This window comes from Calothrix sp. PCC 6303 (assembly GCF_000317435.1).
Classification (GTDB): Bacteria; Cyanobacteriota; Cyanobacteriia; order Cyanobacteriales; family Nostocaceae; genus PCC-6303.
On the sequence record NC_019751.1, the window covers coordinates 4,122,652 to 4,140,700 of the forward strand.

General features: G+C 39.0%; 14 protein-coding genes. 9 read left to right on the top strand and 5 right to left on the bottom strand.

Annotated elements, in window-relative coordinates:
* The first annotated feature begins 37 nt into the window (after positions 1-37).
* Positions 38-1,384: a type II secretion system protein N gene (locus tag CAL6303_RS16915; protein ID WP_015199031.1), complete on the top strand. Its 1,347-nt coding sequence runs from the start codon at positions 38-40 to the stop codon at positions 1,382-1,384.
* Between the two features lie 530 nt (positions 1,385-1,914).
* Entirely contained in the window at positions 1,915-2,088 is a 174-nt protein-coding gene (locus tag CAL6303_RS28580; protein ID WP_015199032.1) for a hypothetical protein, read from the top strand.
* A gap of 107 nt (positions 2,089-2,195) precedes the next feature.
* Here the strand turns inward: CAL6303_RS28580 and CAL6303_RS16920 are convergent, their stop codons facing one another.
* On the bottom strand, positions 2,196-3,485 hold the full coding sequence (locus CAL6303_RS16920) for a dicarboxylate/amino acid:cation symporter (RefSeq protein WP_015199033.1): 1,290 nt from the start codon (positions 3,483-3,485) through the stop codon (positions 2,196-2,198).
* A gap of 378 nt (positions 3,486-3,863) precedes the next feature.
* Here CAL6303_RS16920 and CAL6303_RS16925 point away from each other — a divergent pair, with 378 nt between their 5' ends.
* Entirely contained in the window at positions 3,864-4,658 is a 795-nt protein-coding gene (locus CAL6303_RS16925; protein WP_015199034.1) for a hypothetical protein, read from the top strand.
* A 93-nt stretch (positions 4,659-4,751) separates the two neighbouring features.
* Here the strand turns inward: CAL6303_RS16925 and CAL6303_RS16930 are convergent, their stop codons facing one another.
* Positions 4,752-5,561 carry an SDR family NAD(P)-dependent oxidoreductase gene (locus tag CAL6303_RS16930; RefSeq protein ID WP_015199035.1) on the bottom strand — a complete coding sequence of 270 codons (810 nt, stop codon included), beginning with the start codon at positions 5,559-5,561 and terminating at the stop codon, positions 4,752-4,754.
* 1,204 nt (positions 5,562-6,765) lie between these two features.
* Between CAL6303_RS16930 and CAL6303_RS16935 the strand changes: the two genes are divergently transcribed.
* Entirely contained in the window at positions 6,766-8,427 is a 1,662-nt protein-coding gene (locus tag CAL6303_RS16935) for an alpha/beta hydrolase (protein ID WP_015199036.1), read from the top strand.
* Positions 8,428-8,769: 342 nt separating this feature from the next.
* Here CAL6303_RS16935 and CAL6303_RS16940 read toward each other — a convergent pair whose 3' ends face one another.
* Positions 8,770-10,101, bottom strand: coding sequence for an O-antigen ligase family protein (locus CAL6303_RS16940; protein WP_015199037.1), 1,332 nt, complete (start codon positions 10,099-10,101; stop codon positions 8,770-8,772).
* A 330-nt stretch (positions 10,102-10,431) separates the two neighbouring features.
* Positions 10,432-11,274 (bottom strand): YaaW family protein, encoded by an 843-nt coding sequence (locus tag CAL6303_RS16945; RefSeq protein WP_041740721.1) that lies wholly within the window; start codon positions 11,272-11,274, stop codon positions 10,432-10,434.
* A 668-nt stretch (positions 11,275-11,942) separates the two neighbouring features.
* Between CAL6303_RS16945 and CAL6303_RS16950 the strand changes: the two genes are divergently transcribed.
* The 4 genes from CAL6303_RS16950 to CAL6303_RS30810 all read left to right on the top strand — a co-directional run bounded on the left by CAL6303_RS16950 (position 11,943) and on the right by CAL6303_RS30810 (position 16,145).
* Positions 11,943-14,156 carry an IMS domain-containing protein gene (locus CAL6303_RS16950; RefSeq protein ID WP_015199039.1) on the top strand — a complete coding sequence of 738 codons (2,214 nt, stop codon included), beginning with the start codon at positions 11,943-11,945 and terminating at the stop codon, positions 14,154-14,156.
* Between the two features lie 214 nt (positions 14,157-14,370).
* Positions 14,371-15,342, top strand: coding sequence for an AEC family transporter (locus tag CAL6303_RS16955; protein ID WP_015199040.1), 972 nt, complete (start codon positions 14,371-14,373; stop codon positions 15,340-15,342).
* Positions 15,343-15,353: 11 nt separating this feature from the next.
* On the top strand, positions 15,354-15,779 hold the full coding sequence (locus tag CAL6303_RS16960) for a cobalamin biosynthesis protein (RefSeq protein ID WP_015199041.1): 426 nt from the start codon (positions 15,354-15,356) through the stop codon (positions 15,777-15,779).
* 228 nt (positions 15,780-16,007) lie between these two features.
* The gene (locus tag CAL6303_RS30810) at positions 16,008-16,145 is read left to right on the top strand and encodes a hypothetical protein (RefSeq protein ID WP_041740722.1); all 138 of its coding nucleotides are present in this window, start codon (positions 16,008-16,010) and stop codon (positions 16,143-16,145) included.
* Positions 16,146-16,420: 275 nt separating this feature from the next.
* On the opposite strand, the gene CAL6303_RS16970 is transcribed toward CAL6303_RS30810, so the two are convergent.
* Complete coding sequence (locus CAL6303_RS16970) at positions 16,421-17,143, bottom strand: energy-coupling factor ABC transporter ATP-binding protein (RefSeq protein WP_015199043.1); 723 nt, start codon at positions 17,141-17,143, stop codon at positions 16,421-16,423.
* Between the two features lie 369 nt (positions 17,144-17,512).
* Here CAL6303_RS16970 and CAL6303_RS16975 point away from each other — a divergent pair, with 369 nt between their 5' ends.
* The gene (locus tag CAL6303_RS16975; protein WP_015199044.1) at positions 17,513-18,040 is read left to right on the top strand and encodes a DUF3124 domain-containing protein; all 528 of its coding nucleotides are present in this window, start codon (positions 17,513-17,515) and stop codon (positions 18,038-18,040) included.
* The last annotated feature ends 9 nt before the right edge of the window (positions 18,041-18,049 follow it).

The window sequence follows — 18,049 nt, forward strand, 5'->3', positions numbered from 1 at the left end:
TATAAATCGCCTTTGAAGCTAAGTATAGAAAGTCGTTATGTCTACCGAAGCCAATACACACATTGCTATTCAACAACCATCCGAAGATTTCATCGTCAGTGAACCTTGGTCGATAGAAAATTATGCCGATGGTTTAATGGATGAACTGTTTGCCGATATTGATTACATTCTGGATCCAAAGGGTGGTTTATCCATACCAACAATTGAACCAGAGTTTGTTCGTCTACAGACGGTTAAAATGTCGCCCATTGTTTTACCAAAGACGGAAGTTTTTCCGGTATCAGGTTCAACTTCAGTTGGAAAACAACAGAGCAAAAAAGTACCACTGAATAATGCAACTGCATATAAAAAGAATAGCCAATCTAGACCAAAACAAAGCCCAAAATCACATCAATGGTTTGGTAGGTTGTTGACACTAAGTCTGACTATTGGTGTTGCAATTACCGGAGTTCTATTTGTGAAGAATTCTGGATTATTTAATAATTTCAATTACAAATCTGTCCAGGAAGCAGTATTAACAGCAGGTTCTTCGGGGCAATCTCAGCCAGAGTTGACAAATCAAGTTGATATTCAGGCTGATATGGTTAATTACATGCTAAATTCATTGGCTGCGATTGATAGACAACAAGCTAAGGGGAATTTTCGTTCAGGTAAGACGGTACCGAATGGTAATAATGTAATTCCAGCTTCTAGTCCTAGTTCATTTAATAATGCGATCGCTTCCAAGCTTCCACCCCCATTAACAGCTAATAATTCTTCACCATACACAAACAGAACAGCGGGCGTAGAACGTGTTTATGTTCCGATTCCTGTGTATAATGCACCACTGCCAATGCGTTATGCACCTCCGTCAATTCCCGGTGTTCGCTCTCCTTTACCACCTATTCCTGGTGACTCCCAAACAGCTTCCAATAATTTGCGAGCGCCATCGATAAAGACAGCTTTAAACAGCGCAACTAAAGTAGCTAAACCTCTCAATGTTTTCGCTGCTGTCCGTCCGGGACTCAAATCTATAGATATCCAAACTAAACCCATTACATTGCGTCAGCCGAAAGCGCCCACAATGCCAATTGTACCATTTCGGGTGGTACCACCAAGCTTACCTGTAGCAGCTGCCCCGGCAAGACAAGCAGTCAAAACACAATCAGCGCCAGAGATTGCATCAGCACCAACAGCACCAAATCATACCTTGGAAGGAGTAATAGAATCAACTAATAAACAAAAGTCAGCGGCTTTGTTTAAAATCTCTGGTGTTTCTCGAAGAGTTGAGATTGGTGAAAGTATTGGTGCCAGCGGTTGGACACTTGTAGAAATTGCGAACGGTGAAGCGGTAATTCGTCGCAATGGTGAAGTTCGTTCAATTTATGCCGGACAAAATTTGTAACCAAAAATAATTATACTCTTGCGAGTCGATTATATTTTACTGTAAACCTTGCAATTGCATCGTTTCGCTTTGCTTCACACTCTTAGGGAGAAGCAAGTTACACATGACAAATATATATTTAATTTTTCCAAGCACTTGAATACAATAGACATCTCCGAAAATTAATTAGGGGTTGTGCAAAACCTTTGTAGAGACGTAGCATTGCTACGTCTCTACAACTTTTGTGGAGGTGTCTCATAGTTAATAAATTTATATTTATCAGAAACAGTAATAGGCAAAGCCGTCATCTAGAGTATTAACAACTAAAGCAATGAAATTCAAGTAACGCAATAAATTATACTTTATATCTATGTGTTAACACTATACTGATCGCATCCACTTTCTATTTTATAAGATTCCGCAATTGCCACCAGGACATACATATTTATCCTGTGTAATCTTTAAATTATACAACTAACAGCTAGTCTCCTAACTGGCAGGGTGTAAATTACTATGCTTTGTCTTCTCTAGTATATATACTTACGAATCTTATGAGTTCAGAAAAAAACAACATTAAATTCCCCCTGTGGCAATATCTGAATCAGCCATTATTTAGTGGGGATCAACCTCCCGAATTTAATCCTCGTCAATTCGCTTTAATTTATCGAATTGGATTACTCAAACGCTGCTTTGAACGGGAATGTGATGCAAAAAGACAATATTAATAGTCTGGAGTTCAATGGCTAGAAATTATATTAATACAACTTAAACATGAAATATATGCTGAAGTGAAGACGTGTAAAAGATGCCACGTCTTTACTTTGTCTTCTTTTTAGCCCAAAAGCTGATTATCCTGAGTTTTAGGCTTTTTACCATCGATTAACGTACTCACTGTCATATCACCCATAACATTAATAGCAGTGCGACATCGATCTAAAAACCAGTCAACCGTAACTAACACTGCAATATACTGTGTCGGCAAACCAACTGATTGAAAGACAAGTGTCATTGTTACTAATCCTGCATTAGGTATATTTGCGGCACCAACTGATGCAAAAATTGAAGTTAAAACTACTAAAAATTGTTGTCCTAAATTTAAATGCTGACCTAATACTTGGGAAATAAATAATGCCGACATTGCCTCATACAAAGCTGTCCCATCATTATTAAAATTTGCCCCCACCAAAGAACCTAAAGCTGCGGAAGATTCCCGTAAACCAATTTTTTCTTGTAATACTTCAAACGTGATAGGCATTGTGGCACCTGATGAAGAAGTGGAGAATGCCGTTAAAAAAGCATCAGTACCACCACGTAAAAAGTCAATTGGTTTGACCCAAGACTCTAATTTTACCCTTGTTAGGTAGTAACAACCTTGTAAGAATAAGGCAACTAATACCGCTAGAATAAAAGCACCTAAAGAAATAAAGGGTTGAAAACCTTCTTTGGCAACAGTTTTAGAAACAATACCAAATACAGCTAAAGGAACTAAAGCAATTACCCAGCCTAGGATTCTAATTACTGCTTCAAAGAGAATTCCCACCACATCTTCAATAGGTTTGTAGCCATCTTTCCCCTGACTAATCATTTCAGATTTAATTGCCCTTAAAACGATACCAAAGGAAAGAGCAATCACAATTAATTGGATGACATTATTGCTAACCAAAGGCTCCAAAATTGCTTTGGGAATGGCATCTTGAATTAATCCCCACGGATCAAGTTTTGATGTCTCGGCAGCCGCATCTATAACAGTTGGGGGTGTCAAACGTCCCCATCTCCCAGGACGGAGGATATTTGCTACCAATAGCCCAATAAAAATAGCAACTGTGGTATTGGTAATTAGTAATATACCTAGTTTCCGCCCAGCACGACCGGGAATTTCTGCTGTCATAAAAGTATGCAGCACCGCTACCAAGATTAGTGGTGGTGCTAGCGCACGTAATGCCTTTAAAATCAAGTCAGCAGGTATGGCTAAGTTATCAATTAATACCTTATTCGATTCAGTAGGGTTGCCCCCACCCAAGAAAATCCCAAATGCGATCGCTAAAATTAAAGCAATCAGTATTTGCAAAGTTAAAGGAATTCTCATCCATATCGGACGCTTTGTGTGTTCTGGTTCATTCATTGCTAAAAGTGTTTAGGGGTGTGATTTTGCGTAACAGTTCAGATTAAACAATAATACAAACCAACTCAAAACCCGAAATTAACTGAGTTTGTCATCTTATATCTACTAATTCCCCCCATAGATACAAGTTTCACCGCTAATTTTCCGCATTGATGACTTTCGCAAAGCCTATTAGCAGGAGTTGTTCCTAGCTGATAGCACTACTAAGATTTCCTCGTATTCATCACTCAGTTAATTTTTGTTGAGAAATATGTCAAAATTACTGATGGGCATAATTGTTAACATCGGAAAATACTTAGTAATATTTCAGATCCTTGTTCTTAATTTAACGTTAATATAAGAGTAAAATTATTTGCTAGACGATTGAGCAGAAAGAGTATGGATATAAACAGTGATAAAGTTTTCTATCTAATAAAGAAAAATAATGACAATTATCTCGAATATTCCGTAGACAAATGTGCTTATATCCTTAACATTAAGCTAAGTCCAATTAAAACTCTACGATTTTTACTATCAATCATCATCTTTCTGGCTGTTGCCAGTTTAATTTCTAACTTAGCCCGTTTATATCTACCTGATTTTCCTCTCAAGGATTCATTAGGAAATTTATTTGATGTGAATCGTGAATTAAACATTCCATCTTTGTATTCTACATTTCTACTACTATTGTGCTCTGGACTACTAACAATTGTGGGTAGCATCAAAATAATGCAACGCGATCGCTATAGGTTCCAATGGTTAGGTTTATCGTGCATTTTCTTTTTTTTAGGAATGGACGAATTGATAGTTATCCACGAGACACTAACCTATCCAGTCTCTTTTTTAGTCAAAAGAGAAGGTTTTCTCTATTATACTTGGGTAATACCTGGCTTTATCTTCGCCCTAGTTTGCTTGGTCATATTTTGGAACTTTCTAACACATTTACCCAAAAAAACTAGAAATTTATTTTTGATTGCAGGCTCTATATATATATTTGGTGCTGTTGCTTTAGAAATGCTTGGTGGATATATTGCCGATATCTACGGGGAAGGACATATTCTGTGGATATTAGAAATAGCGTTGGAAGAATTTTGCGAAATGCTAGGCATTGCTACATTTTACTATGCTCTTACTACTTATATTAGTCATGACATTAGAGGTGTTACATGCAGAGTTGACATCACTGAAAAGTAGTAAACATTAGGAAGAAAGCCTATGTAGGATAGGCTTTCGCTTGAGACAAGCCCATTATTTTGTCTCACGACTTGCAGCAGTTAGCACCTATACTCAGGCTTTTCTCAATTGTTGGTAATATTTGCGCCGAACAGGTGGTAATGGTGCAGATATCAGTAAAATTTTCTCCAATAACCAAGGGGCAATCCGATTACACCAAACTGCTAAATGGCTTTGCCATCCCACTAAGATTTCTGGTGACTCTTGCTGCAATCCTGTAATGAGGGCATTGGCAACCTGTTCAGTAGTCATAGGTTGTATCCATCGAAACCACTTTAAATCGCGCACCATGTCGGTATCAGTCAGGGATGGGAGCAATCCTAAGACACGAATATTGTGAGATGCCAGTTCACCCCGCAACGCTTGAGTAAATCCGACGATGGCAAACTTGGTAGCTGAGTAGGTTGCCATTGTTGGAGCAGCGACTTTTCCCATCAAGCTGGAAACATTAACAATGACCCCTTGGTGTTGTGTCACCATCCGTCGGGCAATCAAACGAGTGATGGAGTACATACCGATTAGATTGGTTTCTAATTCTTCCTGGACATCGGAGAGTTTGGATTCTAGGAATGCTGTTTGGTGTGCAACTCCAGCGCAATTGATTAGTAAGTGGATAGCTCCGTAGTCTCTCCATGCTTGAGCAATGGCAATGTTCACTTCGACTATCTGAGTCAAATCCAGTGGTAGAATCACCGCTTCCGTGCCGAGTTCTTCTATCTCCGCAGCTACTTCAGCCAAACTTTGGCGATTTCTGGCAACTAATAACAATCGTTTAGCTTTTTGCTTTGCTAGTGAAATAGCGATTGCACGTCCAATTCCGCGAGATGCTCCTGTCACCAGGGCTGTTTTTCCTTGAATATCCATAGCTATACCTCTAGAGTTGTTATATCACCACACTTTTTGTACTGCCGAGCAATGTTGGGAGTAGTTTTGTAGATATTGATACAGATAAAGGCAATAACAATGTATGGTGAGTCAAGTTTTTGCAGCAACTTGAGTGAGAGTTGAGTCAAATAAATCAAACTTGTTGTAAAAGTCTTGAAACTAGGTAAAATCCAATGCAGAACAGATGTAAATTCTGTATCAACAGACCATTAACTGCACATACTGAGCATTACAGATGCTATTTTACAGATGTCAAATCAAATAGTTGCTTCTCATGTAAATGTGCCTCCTTTGTAAAGGAAATAACAAATAAGCATCTCACACGCATACGCTAGCAACGGGATCAATTGTTTGCAACAAAAATTAATGTAAAATCTAATTTGTTACATTGCAATATAGTTTTCTCATAATTTGAGAATGAGAATATGAGTTGCCAAGTGTTGATAAAATCAGATTGTGACTGGGAATATGACTGTCAAATTATGCTTTTTTAAGTGATGAATTTATGAGAAAAGCCGAATTTGATTAATACGCTCGCTTATTATTCTAATGGTAACAATAGTAACAGTTATGGTGATCAATTACTTGCAACGGACATATTAAAGTAATTTGGAATATTGAATATCATAGGAAGCAACAAATATCAGATCCAAGATAAATTGTAATATCTATAGATGTGACGGGAAATGATATCTTATAGCCATTACAGACTATTACAGGCGCAAATAACCAGACTATTATTTAGCCCTGAAAAGCCCAGTAATAAACGGTTTTCCCCCAGTGCCTACTCACTATTGCCTTTAGGTACTATGTTGTCTGAAAATTGTTTGCCTAAATCACGCTCTTGAAAAGCCGTCCTAGGTGATTACATTTATTGTCGAAGTGAAGGACGCAGTTATAAACCCAATTTTTCGGTAAAATTAGGCTTTATTTTAGCAATAAACCATAAATCGGGTAGCCTTGCTTACACAAGATTACCCGATTGTTTTTCCGTATAGAACTTTGTCTTTATAATTAGCTCGATATATTTAAATTTATAATTTATATTGCTTTTATAAAGCTTCAGAGTATATACCGATTTTAAATTGAGAAAAAAACTAGGCAAACCGGAAAGTACGTAGAGTATTAAAATGGTTTGGAATTACTACTTTGTAGAACGCTAAAAGGATCTAGATCTGGTGCTATGCCGAAACCAAAAAAACGCCATAATTCGCTCTTAACGACCCTTGCTGCTGTCATCTGTGGCATGATGGCGGTGATGGGGACTACAAGCTGCGCTAAAGCTGCACAGAAGATTGAGTTTGATTATCCACCATTTGGGGAATTTGATATCTCTGTGGAGGATTTAGACATTTTCGCCCGTGAAGGACGTATTACTAACAATTTTGCATTCTATGCAAATCGGGTTCCTAAGGAACGACTTGCACAGCTTCGGGAATTACTGCGATCGCGTTTCAAACTTAGCCCGGTTTTAGTGTCACAATTTACTTATTCTGTAATCGGTGAAAAAATTGTCAGACGCTTAGGGGATCTGCTGCTGACACAAAGTGGTAATAATGGGTTTTATGCCTTGCGTTCATCATTAATTTTATCTGCCACCGACTCCGAAGGTGTGAATGTCATCAATATCATTCGTCGCTACCCGTCTGACACCATCCGCATCAACATTGAGGAAACTCAAAACCTTATCGGTAATTTAGCAGAACTTTTAAAGACGCGAGATCTTTTAATTAGCGAAATTAAACAACAAGCAAATACAGAAGCAAGTCAAGAAAACACTGATTTTTCTCAGCAAACAGATTTACGCAAGTTGGGAAAATTTTCCGTTACCAAAGAAAAAACACGTCCCCTCATCGATGAAAAACGTCAACGCTCTTTCGATTATGATTTATATTTTCCCGAATCTAATGGAAGTAGTAACCCGACAGCACCCTTTCCGTTAGTTGTAATTTCCCATGGAGTTGCAGAAGATAAAGAAACTTTTGCATACTTAGCACAGCACCTCGCTTCTTATGGAATTGCGACAGCAATTCTTGAACATCCAGGTAGTGATGCAAAGAAAATCCAAGAATATATTTCCGGTTTAGGAGAATCTCCCAAAGCTGAAGAATTAATCAATCGTCCCCTTGATGTCAAATTTTTGCTCGATAATTTAGAGTCAGATCCCACTTTGGCAAGAAAAATCAACTTTCAGCAAATAGGTGCAGCTGGACATTCCTATGGAGGTTACACCACACTCACATTAGCAGGGGCAACAATTGATTTTGAACAGGTTCGCAAAGTTTGTAATCCCAATAAATTACTCAATCCCTCCGCATTTTTACAATGTCGTGCTGATGAACTTCAAAGTAAAAATAATCTCCCCAATATTCAAGATCCTCGCATCAAGGCTATCATTGTCCTGAATCCCCTCAGTAGTGTTATTTTAGGTCAAAAGGGTTTAGCTCAAATTAAAGTCCCAGTCATGATTTTGGGTGGTTCTCAAGATATTATTACTCCTGCCGTCGCAGAACAAATTCGTCCTTACACTTGGTTAGAAACAACCAGTAAATATCTGACTATGATTGAAAATGGAACCCATTTTTCAGTATCCGAAAAAGTCAATTCTTCCGAACAGGTAGTACCAGTACCATCTACACTCATCGGACCAAATCCAGCGATCGCTCAAACCTATGTTAAAGCTTTAAGCGTTGCTTTTTTCCAAACTCACTTAGCAAATCAGTCTGAATACAAAATGTATTTAAGTCCAGGTTATGGCAAGTTTATCAGTCAAGAACCTTTGAATTTATATTTATTACCATCATTTACAGCAGAGAGGTTCAAAAATATATATGAAGGTAGTTAAAAAATAAGTAATAAGTCTGTTTTGTGGCGCGATTATATTTTGCAATAGAGACAAATTTGTTCCGTTTGTTCCTGATATATCAGGAACGAAATGTATTAAAAAGGGCATCCTTGTGAGATGCCCGTCATGCAGGATTCCTATTATAAGGAGTACCTACACCTTCCCAACAATCAGCAACAGTGACCAATTATTCATTAGTCACACTCACAGTCATAGACGTGAATACCTGTAATTTTATTAACTTTGCCATTAAGCAACCGCAGTATATACACTGAAAAAATCACAGCTTTTGGAAGTTGCTAAAATTAATTTACGTAATGCTGGTGATGCGGTTATTTATCACTATTTGACAAGGGATTTGGGAGTGGATAAACATTGATATGTCACACCAGAAATAGCGCCTAATAAAAACCATGAGAAGACATTGAGTCGAAAATCAAATAAACTGACATCTGCTGTGTTAAAGAATATCCAAGCAAGTAAAACCAGGAAGTAGCTAAAAAATATCAATTTATCATTTTGATTTAATAATCTTGGTTTTCTAATTACTTGCAGACTAGTAAGTACAATCCAAATGATGAGGGAACAGAATAGTAGTGTAGCTGGAAAGCCAGTTTCAGCCGATAACATTAAAAAGAAGTTGTGGGGATGACCTAACCAAATATGCATCTGTTCTTGGTAAAGTGGGGTAAAATTACGTAAACCCCAACCAGTTAGGGGTCGCTGTTGAGCTAAAGACCAGGCAAAATCCCATTGAGTTTTTCGTATCAAAGCAACGGGTCTATCGGGATACATCTGATCATTCAATCTAGCCCAGAAAAAAGAGGGTACCACCTTACGAAACCAGAACGCGATCGCATTCGGCGCAAAAGCCGCTAAAATCACACTGGTAGCTATAGTACCTAGTGCTAAAATCACAATTCGCCAGCCTTGATACATAGCATAAGCCACACAGGCAAAAATAGCGATCGCCCAAGCATTCCGTGAGTTAGTTAGAATTAATGACGCAAAGTTCCCAATTACCGTCAAGCTGAGAAAAATCAAAGTATAAATTCTCCCCCCCCTCTCTCCCTCTCTTCCTCTCTCCCTCCCTCCCCCATTCCCTGCTTCCAGCAACAACCCTACAGATAGAATAAAGGTTGTAATTAAATAACCTGCTAGAACATTGGCATACATGAACACAGAAGCCATACGTCCAACCGGGTTTCCACCTGGGGCAACTTTCCAACCAGAGATATTGAACCAAAATTCCCCAGTAGTCCAGCCGAAAAATAATTGTCCAATGCCAATAATTACCACTGGAACTGAGGCAACTACTATGATCCAAGATAGGAGACGTAGTTGTACAGGTGTTTGAATCAAAACTCCAAAAGCCGTTAAAAGAAGGAAAAAAGGTAAAAAATTACATATTCCCAGCACAGCCGCATTTTTATCGTATGCAAAGACGGTGCTAATGATTAATAAAATACTGAGAATAGCAAATCCCCAGTTAAAGCGACGTTGAATAATTGTTTGATACTTAAAAGCCCATGTCACTAACAAAGATAAACCCAAAATAACTGCTCCCACCGCCGGGAAAAAAGGTAAAATCAGGGTTCCAAATTGGGCTAAAACCCAAGGAAACTGTAATTTTGACTCTGGATGATAAAAACCAGGAATTGTTACTTTGCTCATCAATTCAGGTGGAGAATTAGCGAATATTTATTAAGCTTTGCCAGCAGAACTATAACCTTTTTTTAGTAAATATGAATTGAATAAGTAAGTCGGCAGAAATAAACAGAACTATGTTACAGAATATAAATTGGCTTTAAACCCTTCTTACAAACCCCAACAGTAGGCACCCCAAATGTTTGCGCTTCCCCCTACTGCCTTGCCCTAATTACAATTTTCAATACCGACCTACTTATCATGAATATGAACATAAAACGTAGAGAGACGCAGCATCGCCACGTCTCTAAGGGATTGTGTGAAAATCCAAATGATAATTGTTTCCTGATAACTGAATTAAGCCATTTCCCAACATTCGGTGCGGGTGAGACGAATTTGGGCGAGGGTGAAAACAGTGGGAATAATGCGACCATAGTTAGTAGCGATCGCACGCCAGCCCAAATCAGCAAAAAACCAAGCCCACATCACAGGACCTAAAACCGCAAAAACGCTACGAACAGCGCCATAACGGGCTGCACTTGTTGCCATCCCTTGCTTTGCCACCTGCATTGTCACATACCCTTGGAACTGCCCAGCTACAGCTTTGCCACCTTGGACAGCAGTTTGTCGGGCAATTTGATATGTTGCCAGGTGAGTCGCAAACTGACGGGTAATTTGTTTAAGTACCAGTGGTTTGAGAACTGAGGTGACAGCCAAAGCACTGCTACCTTTAAGTATTAAACCCAAGGGATCTTTTTGTAATGCCAGGGGTAAAGGTTGAGAATTGCTATTTTTCGCCAAATGTGCTTGTACACGTTCAGTTAACTTTTGTTTTTCAGAAGCTGGAAGCTTTTTCCACACTCTTCCAAGTAAATGTAAAAATACCTCTGCTTCTAAATCAACAGTTGCTAACTCAGCTGAATAAGGTATTTTTAGGTACTGGCAAACCTGAATTAAAGCTTGACGGTATGTCACTTGACTGGTGCGTCCTCGCAACACAGTTACACCATCAGCAGCTAAAAAACGAAAACGTTGTTCAAGATTATCTAACCAAGCTTCACGGCTTTGGCTTTGCACTTCGATGGGTTCAGGTGTCTGAACATAATCGAGGGGATTGAACTTACGACTAAACAAAATTGCCGTTAAATCCTGCAATTCTTCTTCCGTTGCCAACTCCAGCGCTGTCCTTAGTTCATCCAATTTACCTTCCTCCACTACCGCAACACTTTCCTGTACCTTATTGTACTATTAGCTTTTGATTAACACGGGAACAAAGGAGACAAAAGGGGTTGAAGAGGTGCAGGGGGAGGTCAGGTAATCTGCCTTTAAACATTTTTGGAATCGGTATAAGTTAGGCAATTACAGCTACAATCCCAAGCCCATGCAGCAAAAAGCCCTATACATTTTTAGGTAATTGTAACGATATGAGCATCGTGATATAATTCGACTCGCACCAAGTAACATTCAACAGATGTTACGGTGTATAATCAATCGCCAACTGGGAAAGTTTCTCTTAAACACAGCAGGAATGCTTAAGTAATACTCCCCAAGCTCCTATCTCACCTGCGCTCTGTGAATCAGCTTACTGTAATTTACTGAATCTGGCATCGGTAAATATTTTAATTTTTACCGCAAGCTGGTTGATCACCTGTTTGATTACTAATTTGTTGAGAACAGGAATAAGACAAATGTCTGTTTTAAAACCAGTGATGTATAAATACCTGTATAAATACTTGTACGACTTTTTATGTTATTGTTCTAACTGCCTAGAGCATAAAATTAGTAACTTAACATTATGGCACGGTTTAAGACACATGCCCAGAGGGTTTCACATCAGAAATCTTCATCGCTTACAGGGGAAGTAGGCTGTGCGAATCCCGCTAGATTACTATCGAATTTTAGGATTGCCGTTGGCAGCTAGTGAAGAACAACTGCGACAGGCATATGGCGATCGCCGACAGCAATTACCGCGACGCGAATATTCTCATGCAGCAATTACATCTCGGAAACAACTTATTGAAGAAGCTTACGTGATTTTATCAGATCCGCAAGAACGGAAAATTTACGATCAATTATATTTGTCACATGCTTATGCCCCTGATGGCGATCAAGATGTGGCTATTGCTGTTGAAGAACGCTTAAATGAAAGTAATGGTAAAATTCCCGATAATCAAGTTCTCAGTATTGATATCAATCAGGATGAATTAGTTGGGGCTTTATTGTTATTACAAGAATTGGGAGAATACGAGCAAGTATTAAAGTTAGGTCGTCCTTATCTGGTGAATAAGAGTGGTTCGGGTGGCAATAACTCCACACAAACCGGATTTGAACGCGAACTTGAAACAGCACCTTCAGAACGTCCCGATGTTGTTCTCACAATTGCCCTAGCTTGTTTGGAATTGGGTAGAGAGCAATGGCAGCAAGGATTTTACGAAAATGCGGCTGTATCTTTAGAGACTGGTGCAGAATTCCTGGTACGTGAAGGCTTATTTGAAAGTGTCCAGGCAGAAATTCAGGCTGATTTGTATCGATTGCGACCATATCGTATTCTAGAATTACTGGCATTGCCAGAAGCAAATCAAGCTGAACATCAACAAGGTTTAGAATTATTACAGGAAATCCTTGATGAACGAGGTGGAATAGATGGTTCCGGAAATGACAGTTCTGGACTAAGTGTTGATGATTTTTTACGCTTTATCCAACAACTACGGCATAATCTGACTGTAGCCGAGCAACACAAACTATTTGAAGCTGAAAGTAAACGCCCCTCTGCGGTTGCCACCTATTTAGCTGTTTATGCTTTAATTGCTAGGGGTTTTACCCAACGTCAACCAGCCTTGATTCGTCAGGCAAAGCAAATGTTGACACGTTTAGGCAAGCGCCAAGATGTGCATTTAGAGCAATCCCTCTGTGCCTTACTATTAGGACAAACTGAAGAAGCAACCCGCGCTTTAGAATTGAGCCAAGAGTATGAAGCGATCGCATTCATCCGCGAACACTCCCAAGACTCACCGGATTTATTGCCGGGACTGTGTTTATACGGTGAACGGTGGTTACAAAATGAGGTATTTCCGCACTACCGAGATTTGGTAAATCAAACAGCTTTACTGAAAAACTACTTTGCTGATGAGCAAGTCCAAAGTTATTTGGAAGGTTTACCTACTGACGCGCAAGCAATACCAGAACCGAGAACCCGTCAACCTTTCACAACCAACCAACCTGGAAGTTCTCGTTACAGTAACTCTCAAATAAATTCCCGCCCAACTAGCTATAGCTCGTCCCAAGAGGCAGTTAATAATTATACTCCAGTAAACGAACCTAATCCCGTTAGAAATCCCCAAAGAATAAATCTAGATACCACCCCAACACCAGGAAAAACAAGACGCACTTCCCCCTCAACTAATAGTCCAAATCCAACTAATACGGTATCTCGCAGAGTACCAAGAAGACGACAAGCACCCCGCAGTCGCAGTAACAAAAATATCCGCCTACTCTTCGCTATCTTGGCATCAGCGGCAGGATTATTCATATTTTGGTTAGTACTGAGTACAACATTTGGATTCCTCAAAAACCTGTTTTCACCCGAAGCAAAACTGTCAGGTGAACAGTTAACAATTTCCCTAAATGAACCAGTAATTCCAATACCTGATCCCAACAGTCCACCCAAATCTGCGGAAGGTTCACTAACCAAGGATGCGGCAAAAGAAATAATTCAAAATTGGTTATCCACTAAAGGTGCGGCTTTAGGAACAAATCATGAAATCGAGAGTTTAAATACAATTTTAACGGAACCTGCACTTTCCCAGTGGCGAGCGATCGCATTACAAGTCAAATCAACTTTTAATTATCGCCAATACGATCACAGTATTTCCACCGTATCTGTAGAAGATAACTCACCTGATCAAAATAATGTCTCAGTTGAAGCTGTGGTAAATGAAACCACAACCTACTACGAAAATGAACAGGTGAAAAATACTAGTCGGGAAAAAGTTCGAGTTCGCTACGTTTTTACCCGTGTTGATAATGCATGGCGAATTCGCAATATGAGTGTTTTGAATACAGTTAATTTGGGGAGAGGTTAAAAATAAGTAATGAGTAATGAGTAATGAGTAATGAGTAATGAGTAATGAGTAATGAGTAACTGAGTATGTTTTGTAACGTGGATTTGACAAGGCAGCTTTGCGGGGTCATCCGACTCCGCAAACGTGCCGCCCCGACACAACAGAAGTAGAATCCGGGACAGGAGTTAGAATACAGTGGGCAAAATACAGGAGGCAGATATCTGTAGTTTAATTCATGACCGAAAATTTATTTCAAGCTTATTTACCCCTAATTCTGTGGACGGGAATGGGGTTTTTGATAGTCAGAATTTTGCCTCAATGGTTTCCACGATTTTTAGGTCGCGCTTTATACTGGGTTGGAGTTCCCTTAGAACTAATCGCATTGGCTAGGCAATCTACCAATAGCAACCCTGAAAATATTGTTAATTCACCATTTCTAGTACCAATAATTACAGTTTTAGCTATATTATTGAGTTTAGCGATCGCATCCTTAGCATTGTGGGGATGGCAGAAAATATCTCCAGATTCCCAAGAATTTTTTCGCAATCCCGGTAGCAAAGCCGGATTTTTCTTATCTGCGGTGTTGGGAAATACGGGTTTCATCGGATTAGCGATCGCACCATCCCTGGTTAACCCTGAATCACTGAACTGGGCTGTATTATTTAGTGTCACTCACAATGTTGTCGGACCCTACGGTTTAGGAGTATTAATTGCCAGTTACTTTAGTCATTCCGATCAATCTAACCGCTGGTGGATTCAATTACGTGACATCATCACCGCTCCCCCATTATGGGGATTCATCATCGGCAATTTAATCCAAAATTTCAAATTACCAGAAATAGTAGAATCTAGCTTACAACAATCAGTTGGGGTTGTAATTGCCTGTGCGTTTCTACTCACAGGCATTAGACTAGCTCAACTTTCCAGTTGGAAAAGTCTCAAAGCCGCTTTTTTACCAGCAATATCAAGAGTTTGTATTACACCCTTTGTGGTCGGTGTAATTTTGACGTTGACCTTAAAAACATTAACCATACCTAGCTACTATTGCTTGCCAATAGTATTAATGTCTGGGATGCCTTCAGCTTTTGCTGGACTCATTTTAGCAGAAGAATACAACCTCGACCGGGATTTAATCGCTAGTAGTATTCTACTATCCATCATTATTTTATTACTTGTTTTACCGCTGTGGGTTGTAATTTTTAACTAATTTGTAACTAAATGTTTACAGTTGGAATTGGCTTCAGAAAAGGAACCACACAAACAACTATAGAAGCAGCTATTGAGCAAGTATTTCAAGATTTCCATCTATTAGATAGTAGTGTCACTGAACCCCTAAAAGCAATTAATCAACTAATTGTATGTGTTGCTTCCATAGACAAAAAAGCTGATGAAGTCGCTTTAACAGAATTTTGTCACAAGTACAAGTTACCGCTAAAAACCTTTACAGCCGAACTTCTCAACAGCGTTTATGTACCCAACCCCTCCCAAACCACCAAAAAAACAGTAGGAAGTCATAGCGTTGCCGAAGCTGCCGCTATTCTTGCAGCTTATTCATTAACCGGAATAGCCAACCACAGTATTTTAGTGCCCAAACAAATTTATTCAACAGTTACAATCGCAGTTGTGCAAATTCACCAGACTTGAGAATTGAAGCATAACATCGAAATTGTTGCCCTAATTATCTCTTAGGTATATTGACTAACAAATATAATTCAATCTGTCATCTAACCATAAGGAATAGATATTTGAAATATTGCCACATTTTTCTAAAGTTTTGTTAAGATAAATTTATTGAACGTTTTTAACGAAATTTGACAATCAGGGTGTGGAGCAATATACATGACTAGTGTTATATCCCTTGGAGAGTTAATCATGGACAACTACATTTTCTTTGACGATGCCCTGCACATGTTAGTGAATGCCTTCTTAGGTTCTGTTGCAGTATTGATGGCAGCTTCAGGAATTGGTTTGGCAGTAATTGAATCGATTGAGAAAACAAGCGATCGCTAAAATCGATCCACTAAGGATCTGCAAATCCTGTTTTCGTTTCCCATCTCCATAAACCGAGCAAGAAACATAACTATATATTCAGCAAGTGAGGCTGTAACGTTTGGTAAAGTTCACGCCGAAACTCACAAAAGCGTAACTGTCAATAACAGAGGCATGGTTTTTTAACTGCTCCTCTTCGGAGCGTGATAAGTCTATTTTCCCAATTTCAAGCGCTACAATACCGAAAAGTTGCCAAAAACTGGCATAAATATCTCTGCATCCTCATGAATAATTTTCTACCAATCAACTGGTAAATCAAGCTTTTCCATAGTCTGCGTATCTTCTAGCAGAGTAGAAATCCTACCATCAATAGTAATTTGACCTTCAGATAATACGAGCGCACGTTGTGCGACTCTACCCAACCAGCGCAAATCATGGGAAGCTATTAATGTAATTTGCACTGGTATTTTTTGCAAAATTTGAGCTAATTGTCGTCGCCATGATGGATCAAGTCCGTTAGTCGGTTCATCTAAAACCAAAATTTCTGGTTCGAGTGCCAAAATTGCCGCAAGTGCTGCAAGACGACGTTGCCCACCTGAAAGTTCATGTGCAGAACGCTTTGCATAGTCTTGTAAACCGAAATCCCTTAGTAATTGTAGGGCTTTTTCTGTAGCTATTGCAGATGGGATACCATAATTTAGAGGTCCGAAGGTTATATCTTCGAGGATAGTAGGCATAAATAGCTGGTCATTAGGATCTTGGAAACCAAATCCGACATAGCGACGTATTTCGGGTAGATTCTTGGCTTCAACGGTAATATTATTGATAGTAATTGTTCCAGATTTTGGCTGCTTCAAGCCAATTAAATTTTCTAAGAGAGTACTTTTTCCCGAACCAGTAGTACCTATTAATGCTACGCGATCGCCTGCACTAATTGATAGGGAAATTCCTCGCAATACTGGTTCTTGGTTGTTGTACGCAAATACTAAATTTTCAATCAATATGCTTGTTTTTGACATTGTTTAGGAAAAAACAACAAAATAAGGGACGTGTAGATAAATATTGAGTTTTGACTACGGCTAACCTAGCCATATCACCCCAGATGTGGGCAGTAAACCCGTGTTAAGAGCGGCTGGCAAGTCTCTAGCTAAGAATTCAGTGGGGAGATTGTTATTCAGGCGTTGCTGAATTACGGTATGAATTTAAAATGTAGAGACGCAATACATTGCGTCTTCCAAAGATTTCTTTCATTACGCAAAATCGTTTTCATACATCAAATCAGCAACGCCGTTATTAAAGTAGTTAATATGGGGGAATTTTAATTGATTTTAAAGAAAATTAAAGCTGTAATGATACACCAAGTTGCGATCATAAGCGTGATATGCATCATGTTATTAACTGCATGTGATGCTCCAAAAAATAATATTCCATCTCCAACTTCCTCTCCTCAGGTTGAACCTTTAACGCGAATTACTCAACCTGGGACAGCTATTTCAGTTAAACCTGAGCAAATTGTAATCAGTAAGGGACAAATTGTTTATGTTCCCGTATACTCCCATATTTATCATGGAGACAAACAAGAACAATTTCCCCTAACTGTAACTTTGAGTATTCGTAATACTAGCTTAACTGAGACAATTGTGATTCGTTCTGTACGTTACTATAACTCCGGAGGAAAATTAGTCAAAGAGCATACCGAGGGAAATTTGCAACTCCCTGCCTTAGCAACTACAGAATTTTTTATTCCGCAACAGGACTCTAGTGGAGGTTCGGGAGCAAATTTCATTGTAGAGTGGGTCTCAGAGAAAAAGACTGTCACCGAGCCAATAATTGAAGCAGTTATGATTAGTACCAGATTACAGCAAGGAATCTCATTTGTTACTCTTGGTCATGTGATTCAAAATATCAAACCATAGTAGCAAAAT

Bases quoted from the DNA above. Each gene is read 5' to 3' on its own strand.
- CAL6303_RS16915 (WP_015199031.1), top strand. From the start codon at position 38: ATGTCTACCGAAGCCAATACACACATTGCTATTCAACAACCATCCGAA.
- CAL6303_RS28580 (WP_015199032.1), top strand. From the start codon at position 1,915: ATGAGTTCAGAAAAAAACAACATTAAATTCCCCCTGTGGCAATATCTG.
- CAL6303_RS16920 (WP_015199033.1), bottom strand. From the start codon at position 3,485: ATGAATGAACCAGAACACACAAAGCGTCCGATATGGATGAGAATTCCT.
- CAL6303_RS16925 (WP_015199034.1), top strand. From the start codon at position 3,864: ATGGATATAAACAGTGATAAAGTTTTCTATCTAATAAAGAAAAATAAT.
- CAL6303_RS16930 (WP_015199035.1), bottom strand. From the start codon at position 5,561: ATGGATATTCAAGGAAAAACAGCCCTGGTGACAGGAGCATCTCGCGGA.
- CAL6303_RS16935 (WP_015199036.1), top strand. From the start codon at position 6,766: ATGCCGAAACCAAAAAAACGCCATAATTCGCTCTTAACGACCCTTGCT.
- CAL6303_RS16940 (WP_015199037.1), bottom strand. From the start codon at position 10,101: ATGAGCAAAGTAACAATTCCTGGTTTTTATCATCCAGAGTCAAAATTA.
- CAL6303_RS16955 (WP_015199040.1), top strand. From the start codon at position 14,371: ATGACCGAAAATTTATTTCAAGCTTATTTACCCCTAATTCTGTGGACG.
- CAL6303_RS16960 (WP_015199041.1), top strand. From the start codon at position 15,354: ATGTTTACAGTTGGAATTGGCTTCAGAAAAGGAACCACACAAACAACT.
- CAL6303_RS30810 (WP_041740722.1), top strand. From the start codon at position 16,008: ATGGACAACTACATTTTCTTTGACGATGCCCTGCACATGTTAGTGAAT.
- CAL6303_RS16970 (WP_015199043.1), bottom strand. From the start codon at position 17,143: ATGTCAAAAACAAGCATATTGATTGAAAATTTAGTATTTGCGTACAAC.
- CAL6303_RS16975 (WP_015199044.1), top strand. From the start codon at position 17,513: ATGTTATTAACTGCATGTGATGCTCCAAAAAATAATATTCCATCTCCA.